Source organism: Halogranum rubrum (assembly GCF_900114455.1).
GTDB lineage: Archaea > Halobacteriota > Halobacteria > Halobacteriales > Haloferacaceae > Halogranum > Halogranum rubrum.
Window position 1 is genome coordinate 470,019 of record NZ_FOTC01000002.1, and the last position, 25,213, is coordinate 495,231.

At 62.1% G+C, this 25,213-nt stretch carries 23 protein-coding genes and 1 tRNA gene; 14 read left to right on the forward strand and 10 right to left on the reverse strand.

Annotated features, from left to right (window positions below; genetic code table 11):
- Window positions 1-58: 58 nt before the first annotated feature.
- From BM083_RS10680 to artA, 3 genes are all read left to right on the forward strand, one after another.
- Complete coding sequence (locus tag BM083_RS10680; RefSeq protein WP_089869285.1) at window positions 59-853, forward strand: VOC family protein; 795 nt, start codon at window positions 59-61, stop codon at window positions 851-853.
- A 1,080-nt stretch (window positions 854-1,933) separates the two neighbouring features.
- Window positions 1,934-4,120, forward strand: coding sequence for a BGTF surface domain-containing protein (locus BM083_RS10685; protein WP_089869287.1), 2,187 nt, complete (start codon window positions 1,934-1,936; stop codon window positions 4,118-4,120).
- Between the two features lie 181 nt (window positions 4,121-4,301).
- Window positions 4,302-5,255, forward strand: coding sequence for an archaeosortase A (gene artA, locus BM083_RS10690; RefSeq protein WP_089869289.1), 954 nt, complete (start codon window positions 4,302-4,304; stop codon window positions 5,253-5,255).
- Window positions 5,256-5,425: 170 nt separating this feature from the next.
- Here artA and dph5 read toward each other — a convergent pair whose 3' ends face one another.
- Window positions 5,426-6,199 carry a diphthine synthase gene (gene dph5, locus BM083_RS10695; RefSeq protein ID WP_089869291.1) on the reverse strand — a complete coding sequence of 258 codons (774 nt, stop codon included), beginning with the start codon at window positions 6,197-6,199 and terminating at the stop codon, window positions 5,426-5,428.
- A 407-nt stretch (window positions 6,200-6,606) separates the two neighbouring features.
- Window positions 6,607-6,858 (reverse strand): hypothetical protein, encoded by a 252-nt coding sequence (locus tag BM083_RS10700; RefSeq protein ID WP_089869292.1) that lies wholly within the window; start codon window positions 6,856-6,858, stop codon window positions 6,607-6,609.
- A 653-nt stretch (window positions 6,859-7,511) separates the two neighbouring features.
- On the opposite strand from BM083_RS10700, the gene BM083_RS10705 reads away from it, so the two are divergent.
- Complete coding sequence (locus tag BM083_RS10705) at window positions 7,512-8,672, forward strand: glutamate-cysteine ligase family protein (RefSeq protein WP_177197604.1); 1,161 nt, start codon at window positions 7,512-7,514, stop codon at window positions 8,670-8,672.
- Between the two features lie 196 nt (window positions 8,673-8,868).
- On the forward strand, window positions 8,869-9,927 hold the full coding sequence (locus tag BM083_RS10710; RefSeq protein WP_089869296.1) for a DNA-methyltransferase: 1,059 nt from the start codon (window positions 8,869-8,871) through the stop codon (window positions 9,925-9,927).
- Between the two features lie 52 nt (window positions 9,928-9,979).
- Here BM083_RS10710 and BM083_RS10715 read toward each other — a convergent pair.
- The 6 genes from BM083_RS10715 to btuC form a co-directional block, all read right to left on the reverse strand.
- Window positions 9,980-10,052 (reverse strand) — tRNA-Thr (locus tag BM083_RS10715).
- Window positions 10,053-10,146: 94 nt separating this feature from the next.
- Window positions 10,147-11,133, reverse strand: a complete 987-nt coding sequence (locus BM083_RS10720) for a class I SAM-dependent methyltransferase (protein WP_089869299.1) — start codon at window positions 11,131-11,133, stop codon at window positions 10,147-10,149.
- A gap of 67 nt (window positions 11,134-11,200) precedes the next feature.
- On the reverse strand, window positions 11,201-11,740 hold the full coding sequence (locus BM083_RS10725; protein WP_089869301.1) for a DUF7344 domain-containing protein: 540 nt from the start codon (window positions 11,738-11,740) through the stop codon (window positions 11,201-11,203).
- Between the two features lie 144 nt (window positions 11,741-11,884).
- Complete coding sequence (locus BM083_RS10730; protein WP_089869303.1) at window positions 11,885-13,273, reverse strand: FtsZ/tubulin family protein; 1,389 nt, start codon at window positions 13,271-13,273, stop codon at window positions 11,885-11,887.
- A gap of 336 nt (window positions 13,274-13,609) precedes the next feature.
- Window positions 13,610-14,887: a heme ABC transporter ATP-binding protein gene (locus BM083_RS10735; protein WP_089869305.1), complete on the reverse strand. Its 1,278-nt coding sequence runs from the start codon at window positions 14,885-14,887 to the stop codon at window positions 13,610-13,612.
- Window positions 14,884-15,990: a vitamin B12 ABC transporter permease BtuC gene (gene btuC, locus BM083_RS10740; RefSeq protein ID WP_089869307.1), complete on the reverse strand. Its 1,107-nt coding sequence runs from the start codon at window positions 15,988-15,990 to the stop codon at window positions 14,884-14,886. The genes BM083_RS10735 and btuC overlap by 4 nt, the downstream gene beginning before the upstream one ends.
- Before the next feature lie 59 nt (window positions 15,991-16,049).
- Here btuC and BM083_RS10745 point away from each other — a divergent pair, with 59 nt between their 5' ends.
- The 5 genes from BM083_RS10745 to BM083_RS10765 all read left to right on the forward strand — a co-directional run bounded on the left by BM083_RS10745 (window position 16,050) and on the right by BM083_RS10765 (window position 19,815).
- Window positions 16,050-17,213, forward strand: a complete 1,164-nt coding sequence (locus BM083_RS10745) for a PGF-CTERM-anchored ABC transporter substrate-binding protein (protein WP_089869309.1) — start codon at window positions 16,050-16,052, stop codon at window positions 17,211-17,213.
- A gap of 184 nt (window positions 17,214-17,397) precedes the next feature.
- Entirely contained in the window at window positions 17,398-17,676 is a 279-nt protein-coding gene (gene srp19, locus BM083_RS10750; RefSeq protein ID WP_009366136.1) for a signal recognition particle subunit SRP19, read from the forward strand.
- Window positions 17,676-17,903 carry an H/ACA ribonucleoprotein complex subunit GAR1 gene (locus BM083_RS10755; protein ID WP_009366135.1) on the forward strand — a complete coding sequence of 76 codons (228 nt, stop codon included), beginning with the start codon at window positions 17,676-17,678 and terminating at the stop codon, window positions 17,901-17,903. The genes srp19 and BM083_RS10755 overlap by 1 nt, the downstream gene beginning before the upstream one ends.
- Window positions 17,904-18,082: 179 nt before the next feature.
- On the forward strand, window positions 18,083-18,736 hold the full coding sequence (locus tag BM083_RS10760; protein WP_089869311.1) for a helix-turn-helix domain-containing protein: 654 nt from the start codon (window positions 18,083-18,085) through the stop codon (window positions 18,734-18,736).
- 74 nt (window positions 18,737-18,810) lie between these two features.
- Complete coding sequence (locus BM083_RS10765; RefSeq protein WP_089869313.1) at window positions 18,811-19,815, forward strand: presenilin family intramembrane aspartyl protease PSH; 1,005 nt, start codon at window positions 18,811-18,813, stop codon at window positions 19,813-19,815.
- A gap of 24 nt (window positions 19,816-19,839) precedes the next feature.
- Here BM083_RS10765 and BM083_RS10770 read toward each other — a convergent pair whose 3' ends face one another.
- Window positions 19,840-20,313 (reverse strand): PUA domain-containing protein, encoded by a 474-nt coding sequence (locus BM083_RS10770; protein ID WP_089869315.1) that lies wholly within the window; start codon window positions 20,311-20,313, stop codon window positions 19,840-19,842.
- Window positions 20,314-20,365: 52 nt separating this feature from the next.
- Window positions 20,366-20,863 carry a LabA-like NYN domain-containing protein gene (locus BM083_RS10775; protein ID WP_089869317.1) on the reverse strand — a complete coding sequence of 166 codons (498 nt, stop codon included), beginning with the start codon at window positions 20,861-20,863 and terminating at the stop codon, window positions 20,366-20,368.
- A 293-nt stretch (window positions 20,864-21,156) separates the two neighbouring features.
- Here BM083_RS10775 and BM083_RS10780 point away from each other — a divergent pair, with 293 nt between their 5' ends.
- The 4 genes from BM083_RS10780 to BM083_RS10795 all read left to right on the forward strand — a co-directional run bounded on the left by BM083_RS10780 (window position 21,157) and on the right by BM083_RS10795 (window position 25,213).
- Window positions 21,157-22,374 (forward strand): PKD domain-containing protein, encoded by a 1,218-nt coding sequence (locus BM083_RS10780; RefSeq protein ID WP_089869320.1) that lies wholly within the window; start codon window positions 21,157-21,159, stop codon window positions 22,372-22,374.
- A gap of 318 nt (window positions 22,375-22,692) precedes the next feature.
- Window positions 22,693-23,604, forward strand: a complete 912-nt coding sequence (gene dapA, locus BM083_RS10785; RefSeq protein ID WP_089869322.1) for a 4-hydroxy-tetrahydrodipicolinate synthase — start codon at window positions 22,693-22,695, stop codon at window positions 23,602-23,604.
- Window positions 23,601-24,371: a 4-hydroxy-tetrahydrodipicolinate reductase gene (gene dapB / locus BM083_RS10790; RefSeq protein WP_089869324.1), complete on the forward strand. Its 771-nt coding sequence runs from the start codon at window positions 23,601-23,603 to the stop codon at window positions 24,369-24,371. The genes dapA and dapB overlap by 4 nt, the downstream gene beginning before the upstream one ends.
- On the forward strand, window positions 24,368-25,213 hold the full coding sequence (locus tag BM083_RS10795; protein WP_009366126.1) for a 2,3,4,5-tetrahydropyridine-2,6-dicarboxylate N-succinyltransferase: 846 nt from the start codon (window positions 24,368-24,370) through the stop codon (window positions 25,211-25,213). The genes dapB and BM083_RS10795 overlap by 4 nt, the downstream gene beginning before the upstream one ends.

Below are 25,213 nucleotides of genomic sequence, written 5' to 3' on the forward strand. Positions count from 1 at the left end.
TTCCCCCAGCAGTTCCGCCTCCGCCACGCTTTTTGACGCAGCGGCCGAGTTAGCGAACATGTCCGGAACACTCGACCACGTCATGATGCGCGTCGGTGACCTCGAAGAATCGCTCGACTGGTACACCACGCATCTGAACTACGAGGAGAAAGACCGCTGGGAGGCCGACACGTTCACCAACGTCTATCTCGGCCCCGAGGACATGCACGAGGAGGGTGCGATGCTGGAACTCACCCACAATCACGACCAAGACAGCTACGACGTCGGCGACGCGTGGGGACACATCGCCGTCCGCGTGCCCGAAGGTGACCTCGAAGAGTCCTACCAGCAGTTGATGGACGACGGCGTCGAGGACTATCGCGACCCCGAATCCTGTAACGGGCGCTACGCGTTCGTGAAAGACCCGGACGGCCACGAGATCGAGATCGTCAAGCGCGACCCAGAGCAGGGCGCGAAGTGGAGCATCGACCACACGATGATTCGCGTCGAGGACGCCGACGAGGCACTCGGCTTCTGGACCCGCAAGTTCGAGTACGAACACACGGGTCGCTGGGAGTCCGACTCCTTCGCGAACTACTTCATGAAGCCCGAGGGAGCATCCGAAGAAGCGATGGCCGTCGAGTTGACCTACAACTACGACGGGCGCTCCTACGAGATGGGCGACGCGTGGGGCCACCTCGCCGTGCGCGCCGACGACCTGAACGACTACTGGGAGACCCTGGAAGAGCGCGAGGCCGAAGAGTACCGCACACCCGAGGAGTGCGACAACAACTACGCGTTCACGAAAGACCAGGACGGCCACGAAATCGAAGTGCTGGAACGCGATTTCGACGGTTCGCTGTTCCCGAATTAGCTCAGTTCACACCAACCGCTCCGGCTTTTTCGGTATTCGTTATTGGAAGAGGGACGAATGCGCTGGAAGTGAATTCACAACCACTTCTCAAAGCGGGAGGTCTCTCTAGAGGGCAAATTACGTGTTCTAAACACATACTACCTTGTTCACAACGTCCTCTAATTTCCGAAAGAACTCGTGTCCTCAGCGGGGGTTGTGAAAATCGAGTGGTGGATTTGAGGAGATGAAGCAAAGAGAGGAATGAACACAGCTGCTCGAAATAGAGCGTTGTGTAGGTTCTGTCGCCGAATTCGTACCAATAGGGCGGATGCATCAGAGCCCGATTCAATCTCCTCGCGATTCACAAAGACAGCAAATCGATAGACGGGAAGGGGTTGTGAAAACCGTCGACGTAGTATGACGGCTGTAACTGGATATCGTCTATGTGCGGCTGGAGTTGATGAGTCGCACAGACAGTGGGAGAAACCACGGCGACGCACGAATCAGAGTTTCTACTCACACCGTCTGTTGAACTACTTCCTACGTGGGTCGGAAAACGGTCTTCTATTCGTCGCTTGTTCTCCACCTCCTCCGGAGGTGAGACGGACTTGTGAATCCAGAAACTCGCTTACACTGAACGATAGAGGCTTTCTCGAATTCTCTTAACACATTTTAGTTGTTGTGACTACCCAGTTTGCGAGGGCCATCTTGCACAGACCATTACGGCGAAACGGTCCGTTGTCGCGTGAGTAACGAGACGTAACCTCAGACAGAGCCACCAGACCATCTGTCGGACCACTGTCTGACACGAGGCAGACACGAGACGGACGGACAACGTGTTTTTACACAAAATATTTAAGACTCGAATTTGGCGAGATGGCTTCTACCCCCCGAATTCGGGCGTGAGAAGCGTTGACGTAATACACTGTTGACCACAAAGCATTTATAACGAGAGGCTTACCTTTGCAATGTACCCCTACCCATGGTGGACGTAGCGAGTATCCCAGCCCAAGTCCGGCGCACCGACGTGGTGTCGCTGGGCGATTTCGGTCTCTAGGGTGGGAGAAAGGTGCATCCGCCGACTCGACAACCAACCAAACCATGACAAACCAAAAAATTCGCGGCCTGCTTCTCGCAGCGCTGATGGTTACGTCTGTTTTCGCAGGCACCATCGCGTTCGCCGGAGCAGCTTCCGCAGCAAACGTCCCTGATGACGCTGACGTTGAATACAGCGATCAGAATGCCTTCTACCAAGGGCAGGAAGTCATCTTCACAGGCTACAACGTAGACGAACAAGTCGACGTATTCGCAACTGACGACGGCGACCGCTCCGTCATCGCCACGCAAGTGAGCGCTGACGAAGAAGGAGACATCGTCGTCGACACCGGTGACCTTGAGGCAGGCGAAGAGTACCGCCTCGAAGCACCGAGCGGTAACGCAGCGGACGACATCGAGTTCTCCGTCGTTCAACAGAACTTCGACGTCAACTTCGACGACAGCAGCGTGACGAACGGTGCTGACTCCACGACGGACCTCGAAGTTACCTCGAACAACCGCGCGGGCGACTTCACGGTTGAAGTCTCCGCCGACGGTCTCGACGAGGAAGAACTCCTCGAGATCTTCGACGCCAGTGGCTTCGAAGCAACCGCTGACGACGAAGACGACGAGGACGACATCATCACGGTGACCCTCAACAAGAACGCCGAGAACACGGTGGACTTCAACGACATCGACGAGGGTGACTACGAGTTCAACTTCTCCGTCACGGACACGACGGCAGAAGCCTCCGACACGATCACCGTCGAGGACTCGGGCTCCGAGCGCGCCTCCCTCGAGGACGGTAGTCTCTCGGTGACCACCGGTGACTCCGTCGACGCACAGGTCAACCTCCGCAACTCTGACGTCGCTTACCTCCTGGTCGGTGGCGAGGACGCAGGCTACGAAGCCCTCGCACGGATCACGGAAGACGGCGCAGATGAGGAAGACGGTGTCGTGAACGTCACGATCAACACCTACAACCCGAACGAAGCGAACAACTACGGCCTCAGTGTCGACAGCGACGACGGTGAACTCGAACTCGTCGACGACTTCGAGTACCAAGGCGTCAGCGCAGCCCTCGACACGGGTAGCTACGACCTCGCAGTCGACACCGACGCAGAAGAGGTTGTTGACACGCCCGACGACGTCGGCACCCTCTCGGTGAACGAACGCAGCACCGGCTCCGCCCAGTCGTGGACGGCACCCGGTAACGCAGACGCACTCGACGAACCGGAAGACCTCGACGATGAGGACGTTCTCGAAGCAGTCGAGGACGGCGTCATCACGCAGGACTCCGACATCGCGAGCCAGGACTGGGCAGTCGTCCAGTTCACCGAAACGAGCGGTATCTACGGCTACTACGCTGAGAACGGCTTCGACGGTGAGGGTCTCGACTTCACGCTCGAAGAAGCAGACCCTGGCCAGAACCAGGAGCCGATCACGATCCGCGGCGAGAACAACGAAAACGCAATCTACGTAGTTGAGTCGGACGAGACGAACAACCTGTTCGTTCTCATCAACACGGGCGCCGACGGCCTGGAAGCGACCCAGGACGGCGAAACGCTCGACGAGGAACTCAACTCTGAGGACCTCGAAGGCGAGTGGAACGCGACGCTGACCATCGGTAACGAGATCGTCGACCCTGACGACGACGACGAAGAGGAGACGGTCTCCACCGAGTTCGAAGTTGTTGAGCGTACGGCAGAGCTCGACACGAACAACGACGACCAGGTCGAAGTGTTCGCGAACGAGAACGCAACGATCACGGGCGAGACGGCCATCGCACCTGGCTCGGAGATCACGGTCACGATCCAGTCCGAGTCCGGCGCTGACAACCCGTTCGTCCAGCGACAGGACGTCAACGTCTCGGACGACGGTACGTTCGAGGCTGAGTTCAACACGGCAGACCTCGAAGTCGGTACGAACTTCACGGCATCGCTCTCCGCGACGCCGCAGCTCGAGAGCGACTCGACCGACGACTACGACGCAGTGATCGTCGAAGGTCAGCCGAGCGAAGAGACTGAGACGACGACCGACAACGGCACGGCCGACACCACGACGGCAACCGACGAGACGCCTGGCACGGACGAGACCACCACGGCCTCCGACGGTGGCTCGACTGACGAGACCGACACGACGCCTGACGGCACGGAAACCACCACGGAATCCACGTCGCCCGGCTTCGGTATCGCTGTTGCCCTCGTCGCACTCGCAGGCGCTGCACTCCTCGCAGTCCGCCGCGACAACTAACGACTGAACCACCGGCTCACACCGGCCCTTTGCAGCATTCTTTCTTTGGGACGCTACACCAGCCAGCGACGGCTGTCGGTAGTGTCTTACCACTCATACGACGCCAGCTACTCGACGCGTTTCCGCACGTCACGTACCACTAACGACAAGGGATTTATTCTGCCAAACCCTTACATCGTCTATGCCCGGCCCCCTCTCCGACGCCCTCGCGTGGGCGGTCATCGCGCTGTTCGGTGCGGGCGTCCTGCTCGAACGCTACGACGAGCGGGTCGCACGGACCACGACCGCCGGCGCGTGGGTGCTGTTCGCCCTCTTTTGGTTACAGTTGATTCCCCACTTTATATTCGAGCACAAGAGCTACATCGAAGGCTTTCTGACCATCGTGGCCGTCCCGGCGAGCGTCTACGCCGGGTGGTTGCTCTACCGCGGCCGCGACACGCTGATGATCCTCTCGCGCGCCGTCGCCGTGATGGGACTGGTCTATCTGCCGTTCGAGACCATCCCGGCCATCGTCGTCGGCGGACTGACGATTCCCGCGCCGCGACAGTTCCTCATCCAGGCCGTCGCCGACCAGACGGGGTTCCTGATGGGGCTGTTCGGCTACCACCCCGAGGTGGTGATGGGTAACGAGAGCGGGTATCCGAGTGCGTTCCTCTTCACGACGCCGGAGGGTCACCGGCTGCACTTCGAAATCGTCCTCGCGTGTACCGGCCTCGGGAGCATCGCTATCTTCGCGGGTCTCATCGGTGCGGTGAAAGCGCCCCTCGACCGCAAACTCCGTGCGCTGGCCATCTCGATTCCGACGATCTACGCACTGAACCTCGCGCGCACGACGTTCATCGGGATCACCTTCGGGAACCAGTATCTGCAGTTCTTCGTCGACGAGGTGCTGTTCATGTTCGGGTCGTCGGACCCGTACATGGTCTCGTGGTTCATCTCCGACCGCATTATCAGCCAACTCTTGGCCGTGTTCGTCCTCGTCGGGTTGACCTACGCCGTCGTGCGCGAACTCCCCGAACTGCTGACGGTCATCGAGGACGTCCTCTACATGGTGACGAAAGAGGAGTACGACCTCCACGAATCGCTCGACATCCGCGTGCCGCGCGCCGACGGCGGCGAGCGAGTCGAGCGGTAAGGCGGTCGCTGTCCACATTCGACTCTTCTGACTCGACGAGTTCAGTTCACCGCAGTCGTCGTGATTCGTTCGTGATTCGTCGACCGGTCGCACTAGTGAAGAAGCCGACCACTGGTGTTCGTGGGGTCCGTGATTCCCGGCCATCCCCCGTTTCGTTCCGATTCTGAGGCCTACAGCGGGTCGAGTAACTCCGAGGGGCAACCACCGAGCGTCTCCAGCGCCTCGGCTTCGACGTGGTGGAGGTCACCCGGAATCACGAGCATGTGGAGCGGGTCGCCGAACTCTCGCTCGGCGAGTGCCGAAAAGCGGTCGGCGGCGACGAGTGGCTCAGGACTGCCGGCGCGGGCCACGACGACGGCGAGTCTGTCTTCCCACCCGTCGGCGAACATCTCCGCGGCCGTCGACGCGGTCATGTACTCGTCGCGGTGGGCTTTGATGTCGAGATAGACGAGTGTGTGGAGGCCGCGTTCGAGATTCGCCTCGATACTGTCGACGACGCTCTTCGGGACGTCGTCGCCGCCGTGAGCGTAGGGAAACGGGAGCGTGACGGCCTTGCCGAAGCGGTAGTTCTGTAGTCCCGTCAGACCGGAGGCGGCCGACTGGGCAGTCACGCCGTGGATGACTCTCGTCTCGATATCGCGCTCGACTGCTCGGAGGCGCAAGTCGACGTGTGTCGTCGAAATCATCGTGTCGCCGGCGGTGAGAAAGACGACGTCCTCTTCTTCGGCGGCGTCGAGGATGGGTGTCGGGTCCTGTTCGGTGCCAGCACGGTCACGCACTTCGATATCGAGACCGTGGTGCGCCGAGAGGTCCTCGACGGTCGTCCCGATGAGTTTGCTGGTGTAGAACTCCGCGAAGGCGCGGTCTGCATCTCGAAGCGCATCTCGGCCTTCGACGGTGATAGAGCGTTCGTCGTAGAGTCCGAGTCCGATGAACGTGAGCATACGAACAGTCGTCGGGGGGAGTGCATAAGCGGCGTGTTCGGCGACGACGACTCGGCCTCCGTCTCGGCTAACGACTCTCGTACAACTCTCGTACGACTCTTCGACGGCAACGTCTCTACAGTCTCGACAGTCGTCTATACCGCTATAGACTGGACACGAGATTTCCGGTGAAACGCGTGGCACGCAATATCTGACACGGCGGAAACGATATTCAACTAACGAGGTGTTGTTGTAACTGCTTCCGTCGGGCAGTCTGTCATCCCCATTTGACCCTGCCGGAAGTGCGGCCGTGTGTCACATCGGGGTGCCAACTGATCGTGACTTCGGCCGCCACCACCAACTCCTTCGAGCGCTGCCGACAGTGCTCGCTCTCCGTGTGCTATTCGGTCGGGTCGAGCAGTTCGGACTCAGTCACGCTCACGCTGGCGAGTCGAGACGTCCGTCGACTGCTTCAGTTCGTGGAGTTCTGTGGCTTCGTCGAAAGAGACCGTCATCCATTCGTCGTCTCCCACGTGGACTTGCACCATTCCGTCGGGAATCTCGGCGTCGACGTCGGTAGCGTGTGCTTCGACGAGATGAACGAGATACTGCTCTTGCGCCGCCGCTGCCGACGGTGCGAACGCTTGCCACCCGCATCCAGGTCGTGAGCACTGTAACATCTACTCTTCGCTGGGCGAAAGAGATTGACGAGTAAAACGGTTGTGAATCGTTCGTCTGCGAGAAGTCGAATTCACGCGTCGCCGACGCCGGGATTCGTCACGCGAACGTGGTCCCACACTTTGGACAGTCGTCGGGGTACTTTCGCCCGTCGAACGCGGGCAATCCAAACTCGGACTCGGCGAGTTCGGTTCGTCGAACTTGGTTACCACATTTCGAGCAGGATTTCATCGTCTGAACGGTGGGGACGAAGACATATGAACACCACGGGGAGTGAGACCAATACCCGCGCCCGTCGTCGGGCCGCTCTTCGAATCTTCGGAAATCTCGGATGAAGATAACTGAACCCAGACCATCACCATTTGTCTACATTCACTACGGATTTTGTGACGTTAGCTAACCGTATAAGGAACATCTAGGACATCCGCACACAGCGTTTATGTGGGTGAATCGGCCATGCCACGGTGTGTGCGGCCACCGTGGACGACTCCAGCGTGGTCGAACACGCAAGCACGACCAACCGCGGACCGGAATCCAGTGCGGCGGTGACTGTCTCGGAACGCGGTAGTGCGCTGGTCGCTCCACGACACGGCACGCATCTGGACGACGAGCGGGAGTGCTGAAAGCAGATGCACAAGCGGGAGGACTCCACCGTATGTCTGAACATCCGCACGACAATCGCTCGCCGAATCGCACAGAACCAGTAAGTCGGTCGACGAGCTCCGATCCGATCCGACGGAGCATCGAAGTTGAGTACTGGGTCATCGACGAAGACGGACGACTGACCGAACCGGGTGACCTCGTCGAGGCTGCACCGGGTGTCGAACGTGAGTTCACGGCACCACTGTTAGAGATCAAGACGACACCCTGCGAGACGACGGCCGAACTCCGAGAGGAGCTGTTCAGCCGTCTCAGGAGCGTCCTTCGGGAGGCCGAGAAAGCCAACAAAGGACTCGTTCCGCTCGCGACGCCAGCCGAACACGGGCCTATCGAAGACCGTCCGAGTGAGCGGACGCGAGTCCAAGACCGTGTCCTCGGCGAGCAGTTCGAGTACGTCCGTCACTGCGCCGGGACGCATATCCACGTCGAACAACAGCCCGGACGTAAAATCGACCAACTGAACACGTTCATCGCGCTCGACCCCGCGTTGGCACTCGTCAACTCCTCGCCGTACTTCAAAGGGACACAGTTAGCCGCCGGTGCACGGTCACAGCTCTATCGGTGGATGGCGTACGAGCATCTCCCCAGACAGGGTCGACTGTGGCCCTACGTCGACGACAACGAGGACTGGGCAAGACGCATCGAACGTCGCTACGGCGAGTTCGTGACACGAGCCGTCTTCGCCGGCTTCGACCGAGCGAACATCGAGGCGTCGTTCGACCCGGAGGGTGCCGTCTGGACACCAGTCCAACTTCGAGAACGGTTCTCGACGGTCGAGTGGCGCTCGCCCGACACGGCGCTCCCGAGTGAGATCATCCGCCTCGCTGACGAGATTACAGACGTCGTCGAGCGACTGAACGAGAACGAGGTGCGCATCGAAGGCGACGAAGGTCGTGTGACGGACGACGCCATCGTCCTGCCGCGGTTCGACGCCGTCGAAGAGTACGTCGAAGCGAGCATTCGAGACGGCCTCTCCTCGGAGGAGGTCCGGTCGTACCTCGACCGAATGGGATTCGACGTCTCGGCGTTCGAGCCGCTCTCGAAGGAGATGGACGCAGAGAGTCTGAGTGTCGAAGAGGCACGGGAGCTTCGACTAGAGTACGCCGAGCGACTGAAAGAAGACGTCCAGATTACACAGCCGATGCTCGCCGACTGAAGCGACGACCGCAGTCTGTGTAGACCAGCTCTCTTTTGCCGTATTAACGTGACGTATGGACAACATACCGCCGCGATAATTTCCAAATCGAGCGAAGTTGCCGAGCGAGCTACTGCGTCCAGACGTGGGGCGTCGGTACCACGAGAAAGTCCCCTATGCAAAGTGCCTATTAAACCTGGGCAGAGAATGACCGATAATGGAGACTGACCATCGCGTCGTCGTCGAAGACTCCCGGCAACTCAGTCGAATAGAGGACGACGCCGTCGAGTTGGTCGTCACGTCTCCCCCGTATCCGATGATAGAGATGTGGGACGGCCTGTTCTCGGAGCTCAACCCCGCGGTTCGAGACGAACTCGATGCAGAGAACGGACAGGCCGCCTTCGAGCTGATGCACAGCGAGTTAGACGAGGTGTGGTCAGAAGTAGCGCGCGTCCTCGTCGACGGAGGGATTGCGTGTATCAACGTCGGCGACGCGACACGAAAGCTCGACGGGAGTTTCCGCGTCTATCAGAACCACTCGCGTATCATCAACGCCTTCGAAGACCGAGGATTCGAGCCGCTCCCCGAAGTTCTCTGGCGAAAGCCGGTCAACTCGGGCGCGAAGTTCATGGGGTCGGGGATGCTCCCACCGAACGCGTACGTCACCCTCGAACACGAGTACATCTTGAACTTCCGAAACGGGAAGACACAACGGAAGTTCGAACCCGGTTCCGAGCGACGATACAACTCGGCGTACTTCTGGGAGGAGCGAAACCAGTGGTTTTCGGACGTCTGGACGGACGTCAGAGGTGAACACCAGTCTCTCACGCACGACGACCTTCGAGACCGCTCTGCAGCGTATCCGTTCGAGATACCGTACCGCCTCGTCAACATGTACAGCGTCTACGGCGACACGGTACTCGACCCGTTCTGGGGGACGGGAACGACGAGTCTCGCCGCGATGACCGCAGGACGGAGCTCTATCGGCTACGAACTCGACGAACAGTTCACGCACGTGTTCGACGAGCGCGTGAGCGACGTCGCCGAACTCACCCAGACGGTGATTCGAGAGCGTCTCGACGCCCACCACGCGTTCGTCGAAGAGAAAATCGAATCGGGAACGGAGTTCAACTACGACGCCGAGAACTACGAGTTCCCCGTCACGACCAAACAGGAGCGCCCGATACAGTTCTACGCGGTCGAATCGGTCGAACGGACCGACGAGGGGTATCGCGCCGTCCACGAACCGTTCGAGGGCGACGCGGTACGACGGTGAAGAGATGGAGAGGAGAGACGACTCTCGATTCGCGGAGTTCGTCGCAGAAGTAAGCCGGTGGAGGGATTTGAACCCTCGGCCTATTCCTTACGAAGGAATCGCTCTGCCAGCTGAGCTACACCGGCGCGTACATCGTCAGTCGGTCTGACGTACTCCTATCTACCGCCAATACCTCAATAAGGGTTCCGGAATCTGACCACCGTGCCCCGGTGAGCCATGTCACTCGCGCCGCGTCAGGCGAACGTCGAGACAGACGTTGTCCTCGTGTGGCGCGTAGGAGCGGACGGTCCGTTCGGTGAGGACTTCGACGTCGTACTCGGGTTCTGCTGCGGCGCGAACTGCCGCCAGTCCCGGACCGAACGGGTCGTCCTCGTGTTGGATGTCGTAGAGGTGAATCACACAGTCGTCGCCCGCGACGGCGACGGCGGTGTCGAGAAAGTCGTCGGCGCTGTGTGGGAGGTTCATCACGATGCGGTCGGCCCAGTCGGTGTAGTCGGCGGCGACGTCGCGTACGTCGCCGTGGATGGCAGTCACGCGGTCCACGACCTTGTTGCGCTCGGCGTTCTGTCTGAGGTAGTCGACGGCCGCCTCGTTCAGGTCGACGCCGACGACGTCTGCTCCGCGGGCGGCACAGGGAATGACGAACGGGCCGACGCCGGCGAACATATCGAAGACGTGTTCACCGTCTTGTACCTGCTCGACGACGCGATGGCGCTCGGTAGCGAGGCGGGGCGAGAAGTAGACCGTCGCGATGTCGAGGAGGAACTCGAAGCCGTACTCGCGGTGGACCGTCTCGGTGTCGTCGCCGACGAGGACGTCCCAGTCGCGGACACGGAGTTCACCCTGTATCTTCGAGGCGCGGTTGACTACCGTCTCGGCGCGGATATCGGACTCGACGAGGGCGTCGGCGATAGTGCGGGCACGCTCGGCGTCGTCTTCGTCGATGATGACGATGTCGCCGAGGCGTTCGTAGCTCGGTTCGTAGCCGAGGCTGTCTTCGGGGAGTTGTCGGGACTCTCGTTCGGGGACGTCGTAGTCGACGACGTCGTAGTCGTCGGGGACCGATTCGGGGGCGGCAACTGGAATGTAGAGCACGCCCGCGTCGACGACGATGTCGTGGTCGTGGTCGAGGAGATTCGAGTCGGCGAGGGCCCGCCGAGTCGCCTCTCCCGCTTCGCGCGGAACACGCACGCAGGGGACGTTCATACCGCAGCCACGCCGTCACCCCGAGTAAGGGTGACGTTTTCGGTGAGTTCGTTCGGAGTCGAAGCGACTACCGAACGTTCGCCGCGTGGACGAGCGCCGTGACGAACAGCGCGAGCGAGAGGAGGGTCGCGTACGCCAGCCCCGAGAACTGCGAGAAGGGGTAGACGCCGAGCCAGGCGATACTGGTCATCGCGAGACCGATGCTCGCAAAGCCGAAGTAGTAGGTCGACCACGGCGATTCGGAGACGGACTCCGTGTCGTCGAGGTAGGCTTCGAGTTCTTCTGCACGCGGGGTGAGCGTGATGCCTTCCCACGAGCGGACGGCCTCGATGAGACCGGCATCTTCGAGCGCGGGGAGGTGCGTCTGGTGCAGCGAGGTGTAGACGCGCTTGCGTTCTTTGTAGGTAATCTCCGCCATCGTCGTGTCGTTCTCCCACGCGGCAATCTGCTCTGCGAGGTCGCTGATGCCCGAGGGCTCGTCGCTCTCACGCAGGAGGCGTAAGACGTCCCTACGCCGCGGGTTGGACAGGACCGAAAACATCACGTCACGCGAGAGTTCGTTCGTCGTCGACTGTGCACGGGGACGGACCAGAGTGGACGTACTCATACAACATACATTCTGCCTACGGTACATTATGTATGGGGGCGTTGAAAATCAGTACCGGTCGGTTAACTGAGTGTTAGTGCGACCGTACCACATCGTTCACGTCGTGCGTTTTTCGGCGATGGGTCGGCCAGATGTGTGAAACAGTCAGAATAACGGCTCGAACGCCTTGTCTCGCTCAGTCGCCGTCTCGGGGCTGGTGCGCGTGGGGTCGTCGCAGGGGTCACCGCACCCTTCGTGGACGGCCCGTTCCCAGAGGTCAGTCAAGCGCGGAGCGTCACGGACGCCTGCGAGGAGCAGGGTCACCGAGTGTGAGCCGTCAGTTGCAGTTACTCTCCGTCCACCGACCGTACGGACGTTAGTCTCGTCACAGAGCCACCGACGACTTCGCTCGTCGACGAGAGTTCCCGGTGATTCTCGCGACCCTTCTGATTCCTGCGACTCCTGCTGTTGGAGACCGGTCGTGACGACCCACGCGCTCTGAGCCTGCGGGACTGGCGGCGATTCGGTCGCCGTGTCGGCCGAGTTGCGGTTCTGCGTCTGCGTGCGTCGCCCCGTCCGGATACCGCCGTGCGCCGCCGCTTGGACGAGACGGAGCGTCTCTTCGTCGTCCGGCTTCGGTGTCTGTGCCGTTGGGTTCCAGACACGTTCGATCAATCCGCGCTGCGGTGACGTGGCAGCAGCGTGTCCGAGAAGCGAAACCCCACCGGCTTCGAGCACCGATTCGAGTCCGACAGGGTCGCTGTCGACTGGCAGCGAGTCACCATCGTCAGCACGTGCCGGTATCTCGCTGTCTCCGTCGAATTCGTAGCTTTCGCCACCTGTGTGACTTTCGTAGCTCTCGTTCGTCTCGATAGCTTCGTCGACCTCGGTGGCTCCAGCGGAGCCAAACACGGCCGCGATTTGGTGGGCGAGTTCGCTCACGTCGGCGTGTCGTCGTCCGTTCGTCCCGTCGACGAGGAGGAGGTTGTCTACTTCGCGGACGAAGGTGACGAGCGACCGGACGGTCCGCTGGGCCGTCGCGGTGTCGGTGTCACGACTCGGGAGCACACCGAGACCGTAGACGGGCCGAGAGAAGAGTCGTCTGAGTTCTCGAGCGACGACTGGGGCACCGCCGCCGCCGGTTCCACCGCCGAGCGCCGCGACGACGAGGAACGCGTCTGCGTGGTGAGAAGGAATCCCGTCGACGCCGGCGAGAATCGCGTCGATATCTTCGGTGGCGATACTCGCACCGAACTCGTTGTCGCCGTCGACACCGTCACGACACGGGTACGCGCCACCGATTGCCACACGATTCGAACGAGGAACAGCGCGAAGGCTCGCCAGGTCTGCTGGTGCGGTGTCGACGGCGACGGAACCGGCGACGAGTCCACCGCCGAGGAGTCGGTCACAGGACGTGACCGTGTCGACGATAGCTCCGCCAATTCGCCCGACGCCGATGAGTGCGAGTTGCAATCGGGTGGCCTCAGTAGAGACAGAGGGGAAGAACGCCGATGAGTACTTGCCACCTACTTCGAACGTGCTTTCTTTATACACACACTAGTCCGAACTGTTCTCAGCGAGCACTGAGTGGTCTCTCGTTCGCGTCGCACTGCCTGGACGTTACTCACAGCGTTCTCCACGTTCGTTCGAGTCTGTGACTCTCTATTCGACGTGTATTCGGTGCGTATTCGTGCATACTCGACATGGAACGGTGGCTGTAAACGGCGTCTGAACCAGCCAGAAAACAGCGCGCAGTCACGCGATAATGGCACATTATGACCTCTCCCGAGGATTCCAACCTCGGGCAGAGGTGGTGGACTGCAAACCCTAATATCCCAACTCAGCGGTGCGGTACCGTGGGATTCCCGCGTCTTCAGGCGCGGGAGGATGTCAATAGTCGTGTTGTGCTGGGGTTGGCGTGCGTGCTCGCTCGATGGCTGCCGTGACCGCACCGAGTACCTCGTCGGGGGTGACGACGGTGGCCCGCGAGCGAAGTGTCTCGTACGTTCGGGCCGCAGATTCTCCCGCGTAGTTGCGCTCGGCGAACGGGCGAGTCTCGACGAGTACCAGTTCGTCGGCCGCTCGGGCGGCTTCCAGATTCGCGAGGTTCCCCTCGCCGATTTCGATGTCGACGACGAGCGTCACGTCGGCGCGTTCGACGTACTCGGTGACCGTCTTCCGTGCTGCTGCGTCGACGGGAGCGAACGGGTTTACGGTTACTGTATCGAGACCGAGTTGCCGCGCAGTCTCCGTATCCGAGTCGCCCTCGTTGAGCGCACCCACCGAGACGTCGTAGCCTGCCGCCGAGAGGAGATAGAGGTGGCGCGCCGCACTACCACCGCCGCCGACGACGTGAACTCGCCCGTCTGCCTCGCCGTGCGTTCGTTGGTCCGGCAGGGCAGTCACGTACACCGACCCTGTCACTGGATGCCGAGAGACGACGGCGTTCGCGCCGAAGGCCCGTTCGAGCGTCGACTCCGTCAGTACCGACTCCGGCGGACCCGAGGCGAGGATTCGACCCTCACCGAGTAAGAGGAGTTCGTCGCAGTAGTGCGCCGCGAGGTTCAGGTCGTGGATCGCCGCGACGACGGTCTTGCCGTCGTCGACGAGTTCGCGGACGAGTTCGAGCGTCCGCACCTGGTGGTTGATGTCGAGACTCGCCGTCGGTTCGTCGAGGAGGACGAGCGGCGTGTCTTGTGCGAGTGCCCGCGCCAGCAACACGCGCTGGCGTTCGCCGCCCGAGATGGCGGTGATCGCTCTGTCTGCGAACTCGTCGACGGCAGTCTGCTTCATCGCTCGGTCGACTAGCTCGTGGTCCTCGGGTCGCATCCCACCGAACCGGGAGAGATACGGCGTGCGACCCATCTCGACGGTCTGGCGGACGCTGAAGTCGAACGAGAGGCTGGTGTCTTGCGGAACCGTCGCCACGAGTCGACCGACTTCCTTGGCCGACAGTTCCGCGACGTTCTGTCCCGTAACCCGAACTGTCCCTTCGTCGGGTCTGAGTGCCGCGTTCAGCGTGCGGAGGAGCGTCGTCTTGCCCGCACCGTTCGGGCCGACGAGACCGACGAACGTCCCTCGGTCGACTGCCGCGCTCACACCGTCGAGGACGCGCACATCACCGAGCGAGACGGCGACGTCGTCGATATCGAGGACAGCCTCGGTCACAGTTTGTGCACCTCTTGCCGACGAAGGAGATAGAGGAAAAAGGGTGCGCCGAGCGCCGCCGTGACGATGCCCACGGGGAGTTCGGCGGTTCCCGAGCGAGCGATGGTGTCGGTGGCGACGAGGAACGATGCGCCCGCGAGCGCAGACGTCGGAAGCAAAATTCGGTGGTCCGGGCCGACGAGGAGTCGGAGGATGTGCGGGACGATGAGACCGACGAAACCGATGACGCCGGAGACGGAGACGGCCGCTGCGGTCATGACGCTCGCCACCGCGAGAAGCAGTTTCTTCGTGCGGGCGACTTCGATACCGAGGCTGTGGGCGTCCTCTTCACCCAGCAGGAGGACGTTCAGGTCGCGTGTGTGAAGGACCAAGATGGCGAAGAGCGGCGGGACGATGGCCGCGGCGACGAGCACCTCGTTCCAACTCGTGTTGTCGAGGTGGCCCATCAGCCAGTAGACGACCTGCCGAAGGCTCTCACCGCTGTGGAGGAGCATGAACGAAGTGAGGGCACCGAGGAGCGTCTGGACGGCGACGCCCGCGAGCAACAGCGTCGCCACGGGCGTCTTCCCGCCTTCGGTGGCGATGAGGTAGACGCCGAACGCCGTCAGAATCGCACCGAGAAACGCTGCTCCCTGCAGTTGGAGACCGAAGGGGAGCGCAAACGGTGCGATAATCGCGAGCACCGCACCCACGGCCGCTCCCGACGAGACGCCGATGATAGAGGGGTCGGCCATCGGGTTACGGAAGAACCCTTGCATCACGACGCCCGCGGCGGCGAGCGAGAACCCTACGACGGCACCGAGGACGATGCGGGGGAGTCGAATGTTCGTGACGATGGTCGCGTGACTGTCTCTCACGTCGAAGGCGAAGGGGTGGACGGTCCCGATTTCGGGGGCCGGGAGTGGAACCGTGATACCGACGAGAGAGAAGTGACCGAGCGAGACACTGAACGACGTCGGCACGGCGATGGCGTTCAACATCGTCTTGGCGACGGTCGTCGCCGGAATCGACACTGGACCGATACCGGCGCTGACGAGGACGACGACTAAGAGGAGTCCACAGAGTGCGGCAGACCAGACAGCGGTCTTCGTCGTCGTCTGCATGAATGAAAACCCACTTGCATTAGGTAAATACTTATTGGATTAGCGAGTTCGACTGGACAATGCGAACCACTCGGTCGATTCGGTCGATGCTCGTCGTCCTCCTCGTGACACTCTCCATCGTCGGTGCCGGCGTCACGCCGGTCGCCGCGACAGGGTCGGGAGTCGCACAGACACAGACGCAGTGTAGCTTCCCGTTCTCCGCGACGGACGCCACAGGAACAGAGGTCACCATCGAGGAACGCCCCGAACGGGTGACGACGCTCAATCCGAGCGCGGCCCAGACGATGTGGGAAATCGGTGGGAAAGAGCAAGTCGTCGGTCTCTCGCAGTTCGCGAGTTACCTCGACGGCGCGGACTCGCGGACGAACGTCTCCGCGGCGGGGTTCGGTGTCGACATCGAGAAAGTCGTCGGCACGGAACCAGACCTCGTGCTCGCGCCGAACGCCATCAGCAACGAGACGGTGACGAAACTCCGTGACGCCGGTATCACCGTCTTCCGCTTCGAGGCGTCGACGTCCATCGAGGACATCGAAGCGAAGACGACACTCATGGGCCAACTCACCGGGAACTGTGAGGGCGCAGCGACGGCGAACGCGTGGATGAACCAGAACGTCGAAGCAGCACAGTCCGCCGTCGAGAGTAGTGAACAACCGAGAGTCATCTACCCGCTCGGTGACGCCTACGTCGCTGGCGGCGACACGTTCATCGACGCGATGATGACGGCCGCCGGCGGTACCAACGTCGTCGCCGAGGCCGGACAGAACGGCTACCCGCAACTCAGCGACGAGAAGGTCATCGAATTCGCCCCCGAAGTCGTCCTCATCACCTCACCACAGGGTGCGTCGATTCTCGACTCGGAGCCATACGCGAGTACACCCGCAGGCGAGAACAACCGGACGGTGATGGTCGAGGTGAACTACCTCAACCAACCCGCACCCCGAAGCGTCGCCTACACGGTCAGCAACATGACTGCCGGCTTCTACCCCGACGCCTACAGCGAAGACCAGTTCGTGACGAAGTCCGAGGTGGAAGCGTCGCAGGCGAACGGGACGACGACGAACGAGACGGCTGATTCGACAGCCACGGACACCGACGGCGAAGCCGTGGACGACCAGACGACGGCACCATCGACCGAGACAGAGACCAGTAGTCCCGGTTTCGGTGTCACCGCGGCCCTCGCCGCACTCGCTGCGACGGCACTGCTCGCGCGTCGCCGCCGGTAACGACTGTTTCAACTCTTCTCTTCGACGACCAGCCAGTTTCAGCCATTTGGACGACCCGTACAGCCCACCACGGGTGGGACTTCCGAGGTGGTCTCCACGATGGTCTCGGATGACTCATTGACGAGCAGAGCGACACCACCCGAGGACCACAACCGTATTACGGCCGGACCGCGGCCTTCGGAGTATGGTCGAGAACGTCATCTACCCCGCGTACATCGACGCCGCGAAGACGCGGTCGGAGGGGCGACGCGTCGCCTTGAAGGACGCCGTCGAAGACCCGACCGTCGAGGAGATTGCGAAGGCCGTCCAGCAGGTCGGCTACGACGCCGTCGTCGAACGCGACAAGACCTACTCACGTGAGTTCGAAGAGCGTGGTCGCGTGTTGGTACAGGGAGCCGACGATTCGAGTAAGAACGACCTCGTCGCCGCCGTCGCGGCCTACGTCGGCATCCTCCGCGACTGATGCAGCGCGTTGGCACCGTCTCCCGGACGGCACAGAACCTCGCTATCGTCCACTGCGACGACGACAGTCACCCCGACATCGGCACGGCCGTCATCGACGAGTCGCTCTCGCGGGTCGGCCGCATCGTCGACGTGTTCGGACCGGTCGAACGGCCCTACGTCGCCATCGCCACCGACCGAGACATCCGTCTCGCCGAACTCGTCGGACAGAAACTGTACGCCCGGTAAGCGCTGTGAGTGCTGGCAACGTCTGTTGCCCCGAGTCTCTTTTCGTCCCGTAGATAGCGACTCTCCGGGTGGTACGGCCGCTGGCGACACCTTGAGAGGCAGGACAGTGCCGTAATAAGGAGTTTCTTTATCGAAAGCCAACAGCTCTTTGCGGGCGGCGAAGAGTGGTCGGTGACAATATGCCCATCGCCGAATTTCGATCAGAGACACCAATCCTTCGTCGGGCGATAGATGTCGCACCGTCGACGAGGGTGACCGTCGTCGACGACCGCATGCCTCCCAACGGCGCGATGAAACTCATCTTTCGAGCAGAAGGAGACGACTTGGACGCGTTCGAGCGAGGACTCGGGCTCGACCCGACGATTGCGGACGCTCGAAAACTCGACGAAACCGCGTCGAGGCGGCTCATTCGCGTCAACTACAGCGAACGTGGCGTCGAAGAGAGCATCACGCCCGTCGTGACCGCCGAAGACGCCATGCTCAGTGAAGCAACCGTCACTGACGACGGCTTCTGGGTTCGCGTCTGGTTTCCCGACCGCGACTCGCTCAGACGGATTCGAGAGTGGTCTCAAGACCGCGGTCGGTCCTTCGACGTCGAGAAGATTTACAACGACGAGTTGACCGACTCGGAGACGCCGTACGGACTCACCGAGGCGCAGTTAGAGGCAATTCAATACTGCTACCGAGACGGCTACTTCGAGGTACCTCGGTCGACGACCTGTTCGGCCGTCGCCGACGACCTCGGCATCTCTTCGCAGTCACTCTCCGAACGACTCCGACGCGGGTTGACGTCGGTCATCGACGGGTCGGGGCTGGCGATAAAGAGCGAGTGAGCACGGGCGACCGAGAGAGAGCGGGGCGCTCTACTTCCACAACTGCAAAGCCTCCGCACCTCGGAAGTCCGAGCATGAACTCCCGCGCGTACCGGGGTGTCGCCCTCGCGGCACTCATCTTCCTCCTCGTCCAACTGGGGGCGTTGGCGCTCGTACCGACGTTCGACGCCGCCGGCTACCAGACCATCGAAGACACCTCCGACCCGACGAACAGTCTGCTCTACATCGGCGCTATCCTCGTGATGACGGCGCTGATGCTGGCGGCGTTCAAGTACAACCTCGACCAACTGATTCGCGGCATCATCATCCTCACGAGCGGGATGCTCGCGTGGTACGTCTTCAGCGTCGCCGTCCCCTCGGTGGTCGCTATCGGCCTCGCCGCTCTCGTCTCGCTGTCGCTGCTCCTCTATCCAGAGTGGTACGTCATCGACACGGCAGGTGTCGTGATGGGTGCGGGTGCGGCCGGGTTGTTCGGCATCAGTTTCGACGTACTGCCGACCATCGTGCTTCTCACCTTGCTCGCCGTCTACGACGCCATCAGCGTCTACGGTACCGAGCACATGCTCGACCTCGCGGAAGGGGTGATGGACCTCAACATCCCTGTCGTGCTCGTCATCCCGCTGACGCTCTCGTACTCGCTGCTGAAAGACCAGAAGGAAGCGGAGACGGCCGCCGCCGACGGTGGGCCGGAGGGCGTAGACGAGGCGGCCGAAAGTGACGCTGAAACTGAATCCGAGTCCCGCGGCGAAGCCGTTTCACCCGAGGCCAGCGAACGAGACGTCTTCTTCATCGGTCTCGGCGACGCCGTCATGCCGACGGTGATGGTCGCGAGTGGTGCGTTCTTCCTCGACGCGGGGAACCTCGGGTTCTCTCTTCTGCCGGCGCTGAACCTGGCCGCGTTGCTCTCGATGGTCGGGACGTTCCTGGGACTCGGCGTCCTGCTGTGGATGGTGATGAAAGGTCGCGCTCACGCCGGACTGCCACTCCTCAACGGTGGCGCAATCGGCGGCTATCTGCTCGGTGCAGTGCTCTCGGGTGTCTCGCTGGTACAGGCGCTCGGTCTCGGTCCGTATCTCTGAGTACTCGGCGCTACTTCTCAGCCGCTACTTCTCGCCTGCACCTTCGCGGACCTTCACGGCCATTCCCGACTGGAAGTCGACGATAGCGTCCGCCGAGAGTTCCGCACGGCCGACGCCGAGGACGTCGCCGTTCTCGTGGACGATGGCAACTTCGTCACCGGGGCGCACTGCAGGGTCGACGGTGTCGACGAACTTCGCGAAGACGTTCTTCCCGTCACGGACGAACGGTTCGCTCTCGTCGCCGACGACGACACGGTTCGCCGGAGACTCCCCCGCAGCGACGAGACGAGAGCCACCGGCGAGACCGAGCGTAAACCGCCCGTCGGTTCCGTAGGAGACGAGTCTGTCGTCGCCGGCGTGAATCTGCCGCGGGCGACCGCTCGTCGACCGAGAGACTCGTAGCTCTTCGTCGGCCGGAAACAGCACGTCGCCAGCGTCCGCACCGAACTGGTAGTCCGCGATAATCCGCAGGTCCGCCAAATCCTCCGCGTCACTCATAGGTGGCCGTTGCTGATGCGTCGGGAAAGCGGCTTCGGATGGCGTCGGACCGTTACAGCAGGAATGTCTCTTCGCGCTCGGTCATGTCGATGAAGGAGTCTGCGGCTTCGACGAGTTCGTCTGCGGTGGAGTTACCGAACGAGAGGACTTCGATACGGACGCCTTCGTGACGGAGATGCGAGCAGAGACGGGCGAAGTCGCCGTCGCCCGAGCAGAGGACGACCGTATCGACGTGGTTGGCGAGCGTGACGGCGTCGAGAGCGATACCGAGGTCCCAGTCGGCTTTCTTCGACCCGTCGCCGAAGGTCTTGATGTCCTTTATCTTCGTCTCGAAGCCGATATCGACGAGTGCGTCGAAAAAGCGGTCTTCGTCGGGTGACTCCGCACGGATGACGTAGGCGATTGCACGGACCAGTTGACGCCCCTGAACGGCCTTTTCGAGGAGCGAAGAGTAGTCGATGTTACGAGAGTAGAGACTCTGGGAGGTGTGATAGAGGTTCTGCGCGTCCGCCAGCACGGCGACGCGCTGACTCGGGTGAATGTCGACCATTATCGGGGAGTCCGGCCGGAGCGTCATAGAAGCTTCGTCCGGCGGGTCACCGCTCCACTGACTGTCGACCGCCCGTCGTCACCGGCGGCCAATGCCGCCGACGTTTGCCACTCTCTACCCAATATTTATAAATCATCGAATATATTCGGAGACGCCGTTAACTCCCTCACTGAGTGCACAACTCGGCCGTATAATCTTGTCTGTTGTACATTGTTGAACCGTTGCAGACGCGTTAGCATGCTAACCTTACGAGACGTATAGCAAATACAGACATTCTACAAGGAGCGATTGAAATGGAAGGTCACAGACCGACGCGGCGGTCGTTCCTCGCCGCAACAGGAACCGTCGCACTAGCAGGTATCGGCGCGAGCACCGTCGCACGCGGGTCCGACCCGCTCACTAACGGGTCGTACGAGATTCTCGAAGGCACACCCTCGGAGACGACAGTCGAGGTCACGACGGCAGACGCTGACGGGCCGACGGTGATGGTCGTCGGCGGTCTGCACGGTGACGAAGTCGCGGGCTACCGTGCGGCCGGCGACATCAGCGAGTGGGACATCGAGTCGGGGCAACTCGTCGTGATTCCGGAGGTGAACACCCGTGCCATCGAGCGTGGGACGCGAACCGCCGCCGACGGCGTCGACCTGAACCGCGAGTTCCCGGTCGGTCGAGACCCGACGTACGAGTTGGCACAGGCCATCTGGAGCGTCGTCGTCCAGTACGACCCGGACGTCTTCGTCGACCTTCACGAGTCGACCGAACTCTACAACGGCGATGCGACCGACGGCGTCGGTCAGGCCGTCTTCCGCTCGTACGACATGGTCGCCGCCGCGAAGGCCGGACGCGCCGTCCGCCACGTCAACGAGAACTACGTCGGCAACCGGACGAACAAGTTCGAAATCGGCTACTTCTCGGGGCCGAACGTCGACCCGAACGGACTCATCGCGCACAAGGCGTCCCGTGACCTCGACGCACTTAGCTTCCTCGTCGAGACGCTCTCTACCGGCCCAGCACTCGAGACGCGCGTCGAGTGGCAGAAGGCGGTCGTCCGCAAACTCGTCGAAGACGAACTGTTTGGCGACGGTGGCGCACCCGAAGACGACGGCGAGACGGAGCAGCCACCCGAAGACGACGAGACGGAGACGCCGTCGGAAGGCGACGACGGAGACGAGAACGAAGACATCCCCTCCGACGACGAAGACGCACCACCCGAAGAAACTCCGAACGAGAAGCCGACGCCGATGATCGAGACAACGCCGAAGAAGGCAGAGACGCTCGACCTGAGCCGTGGCGACACGGTGACGTTCGAGGCCGCAGCGTCGATGGACGCCGACGGACGAGTCGTCGCCTACGAGTGGGACCTCGACGGCGACGGTGCGTTCGAACTGACGGGCGACACGGCGGAACTGACGTTGGACGCCTGTGGAGACTATCCGGTGACGCTCCGGGTGACCGACAACGACGGTGCGACACGAGAGACTGGACTCACCGTCTCGACGAAAGCCGAGTAGTCGCGTACTCGGCGACGACGTCCCCCCCACCCACAGAGTCTGACATCCCACCCGCCCTCCTCACTCCCGTTCGGTCTCGGCTGGCAGAACTCGCTATCGACGTAAGCTATAAGATTCAGAACCTCGGTGGTACAATCGTGATTCACGCTGCTGTTGCCACGGGCACGCCCGACACGACAGCAGCCGCAGTCGCTTTTCCGAAACTTCTGAAAAAACGTCCGTAACATCGCTCGTTGCAGGGGTGGCGACCCTGTCTCGGGTGAACTCCCGACGGCTGTACGGACGATTGACTACCAGCGACACACAGACACAGGACACATGACAGAGACACACTTCAGCGGGGTCTATCCGGCGATGACGACGCCGTTCACCCCCGAAGGCGACATCGACTTCGAACAACTCCAGACGGACGCACGACGACTCGTCGACGCGGGTGTCGACGGTCTCGTCCCCGTCGGGTCGACCGGCGAGAGCGCGACACTCACCCACGACGAGCACGTCGAGGTGGTCGAAGCCGTCATCGAGGCGGTCGACGACGTCCCCGTCATCGCGGGGTCGGGGTCGAACTCGACGCGCGAGGCACTCGAACTCTCGAAGCGGTCGGCCGACGCCGGCGCGGATGGCCTCTTGCTCATCTCGCCGTACTACAACAAGCCCGAACCGGCCGGGATGGAGGAGCACTACCGGACTATCGCCGACGCCGTCGACGTGCCACAGATCGTCTACAACGTCCCCTCGCGGACGGGGCGAAACATCGACGTCGACACCGTCGTCTCGCTCGCTAGCCACGAGAACATCGCGGGCTACAAGGCCGCCAGCGGCGACTTGAACCGCGTCTCGGAGGTCGTCGAGCGCACGCGCGACGAAGCGTTCGACGTCCTCTCGGGCGACGACGGCCTCACACTTCCCGTGCTCTCGGTCGGCGGGACGGGGACGATAAGTGTCGTCGCCAACATCGAACCCGAGCGCACCTGCGCGCTCGTCGGTGCAGCACTCTCCGGCGACTTCGAGCGTGCCCGCGCGATTCACCACGAACTCGGCCCGCTGACCCGACAGCTGTTCGTCGAGACGAACCCGATTCCGGTGAAGGAGGCGATGCAGATGCGCGGTCACGGCTCCGCGCGGATGCGCCCGCCACTCTCTCGACTCTCGGAGGAACACCGTGACCGACTCCGTGAACTCCTCTCGGAACTCGAAGGGCGCGAACTCGAACAGGAGGCCGAACGGTGACGCGCCTCGCGGTCACCGGCGCAGGCGGGCGCATGGGCCGTGAGGTCATCGAAGCGGCCGGAAAGCGAGAAGACGTCGACGTCGTCCTCGCAGTGAACCGTAGTGAGATAGACTCGGTCGCCGGTGTCGCTGTCGACGACGCGGCCGACTTTCCGACCCTGCTCACCGAACGAGACCCAGACGTCGTCGTCGACTTCACCGGTCCCGAGTCGAGCGCGGAGTACGTCTCGGCGTGCGCCGAGGCGGGCGTCGCCGTCGTCGTCGGCACGACTGGATTCGACGAAGACGGTGAGGCCGCACTCGACGACGCGAGTGAGCAGATTCCGCTGCTCAAGGCCGCGAACTTCGCCCGCGGCGTGGCGGCGCTTCGACAGGCCGTCCGCGAGGCGGTCGGTGCGCTGCCGGGGTACGACGTCGAACTGATGGAGACCCACCACAACGGGAAGCGAGACGCGCCTTCCGGAACCGCAAACAGCATCCTCGACGATATCGAGGACGTTCGCTCGGACCTCACGCACCGAACCCACGGCCGCGAGGGTGACCAACCGCGCGAGGAGGGCGAAATCGGTGTTCACGCCCGTCGTGCGGGCGACATCACGGGTGAACACGAGGTGCTCGTCGCCGGAAACCACGAACTCCTCTCGCTCACGCACCGCGCAGAGTCTCGGGGCGTCTTCGCCGAAGGCGCACTCGACGCAGCAGTATGGGTGGCCGACTGCGACGCTGGCCGCTACGACTTCTTCGACGTAATCGACGCGAACCAATGAGCCTTCAGACCGACATCGACGACCTGTGGAACCAGTATCAGACCGACGACATCGACGCCGACAGCGCCCACTCGAGTGACTTGGACACGCTCGACGAGTTCCTCGCCGCACTGGAAACCGGTGAGATTCGCGCCGCCGAGAACGACGGCGGGAGCGGCCCCGACGCGTGGTCGGTCAACGAGTGGGTCAAACAGGGCATCCTGCTCAACTTCGGCCTACGCCACACCGAACCGCGCGCCTACGGCGACGTGATGTACCACGACGTGTTGCCGCTGCGCGACACCGACGACCTGGCGACACGCGGCACACGCAACACACCGAACGGCACTACGATTCGCCGCGGTGCCTATCTCGGCGAGGACTGCATCATGATGAGTCCCTCGTTCGTCAACGTCGGCGCGTACGTCGGCGACGGGACGCTCGTCGACTCCTGTGACACCGTCGGGTCGTGCGCCCAAATCGGCGAAGGCGTCAAGTTGGGCGCGAACACGCTCATCGGCGGCGTGCTCGAACCCGTCGAGGACAACCCGGTCATCGTCGAGGACGGCGTCTCACTGGGTGCTGGCTGTCGCGTGACGTCGGGGTTCGTCGTCGGCGAAAACTCCATCGTCGGCGAGAACACGCTTCTCACGCCGCGGATTCCCGTCTACGACCTCGTCGACGAAGAGGTGTTCTACGGCCACCTGCCGGCGAACCGCCGTGCGTTCACCCGGTTCGTGGAGTCGTCGCTCGGCGACCACGAACTGTTCGCCGGCGGCGCGTACAAACCGGCCGTCGTCGCCCTCGACGTCGAGGAAGACACCATCGACGCGACGCGACGCGAAGAGGCGCTCCGCGACTGA

Bases quoted from the DNA above. Each gene is read 5' to 3' on its own strand.
- BM083_RS10680 (WP_089869285.1), top strand. From the start codon at position 59: ATGTCCGGAACACTCGACCACGTCATGATGCGCGTCGGTGACCTCGAA.
- BM083_RS10685 (WP_089869287.1), top strand. From the start codon at position 1,934: ATGACAAACCAAAAAATTCGCGGCCTGCTTCTCGCAGCGCTGATGGTT.
- artA (WP_089869289.1), top strand. From the start codon at position 4,302: ATGCCCGGCCCCCTCTCCGACGCCCTCGCGTGGGCGGTCATCGCGCTG.
- dph5 (WP_089869291.1), bottom strand. From the start codon at position 6,199: ATGCTCACGTTCATCGGACTCGGACTCTACGACGAACGCTCTATCACC.
- BM083_RS10700 (WP_089869292.1), bottom strand. From the start codon at position 6,858: ATGTTACAGTGCTCACGACCTGGATGCGGGTGGCAAGCGTTCGCACCG.
- BM083_RS10705 (WP_177197604.1), top strand. From the start codon at position 7,512: ATGTCTGAACATCCGCACGACAATCGCTCGCCGAATCGCACAGAACCA.
- BM083_RS10710 (WP_089869296.1), top strand. From the start codon at position 8,869: ATGGAGACTGACCATCGCGTCGTCGTCGAAGACTCCCGGCAACTCAGT.
- BM083_RS10720 (WP_089869299.1), bottom strand. From the start codon at position 11,133: ATGAACGTCCCCTGCGTGCGTGTTCCGCGCGAAGCGGGAGAGGCGACT.
- BM083_RS10725 (WP_089869301.1), bottom strand. From the start codon at position 11,740: ATGAGTACGTCCACTCTGGTCCGTCCCCGTGCACAGTCGACGACGAAC.
- btuC (WP_089869307.1), bottom strand. From the start codon at position 15,990: ATGCAGACGACGACGAAGACCGCTGTCTGGTCTGCCGCACTCTGTGGA.
- BM083_RS10745 (WP_089869309.1), top strand. From the start codon at position 16,050: ATGCGAACCACTCGGTCGATTCGGTCGATGCTCGTCGTCCTCCTCGTG.
- srp19 (WP_009366136.1), top strand. From the start codon at position 17,398: ATGGTCGAGAACGTCATCTACCCCGCGTACATCGACGCCGCGAAGACG.
- BM083_RS10755 (WP_009366135.1), top strand. From the start codon at position 17,676: ATGCAGCGCGTTGGCACCGTCTCCCGGACGGCACAGAACCTCGCTATC.
- BM083_RS10760 (WP_089869311.1), top strand. From the start codon at position 18,083: ATGCCCATCGCCGAATTTCGATCAGAGACACCAATCCTTCGTCGGGCG.
- BM083_RS10765 (WP_089869313.1), top strand. From the start codon at position 18,811: ATGAACTCCCGCGCGTACCGGGGTGTCGCCCTCGCGGCACTCATCTTC.
- BM083_RS10770 (WP_089869315.1), bottom strand. From the start codon at position 20,313: ATGAGTGACGCGGAGGATTTGGCGGACCTGCGGATTATCGCGGACTAC.
- BM083_RS10775 (WP_089869317.1), bottom strand. From the start codon at position 20,863: ATGGTCGACATTCACCCGAGTCAGCGCGTCGCCGTGCTGGCGGACGCG.
- BM083_RS10780 (WP_089869320.1), top strand. From the start codon at position 21,157: ATGGAAGGTCACAGACCGACGCGGCGGTCGTTCCTCGCCGCAACAGGA.
- dapA (WP_089869322.1), top strand. From the start codon at position 22,693: ATGACAGAGACACACTTCAGCGGGGTCTATCCGGCGATGACGACGCCG.
- BM083_RS10795 (WP_009366126.1), top strand. From the start codon at position 24,368: ATGAGCCTTCAGACCGACATCGACGACCTGTGGAACCAGTATCAGACC.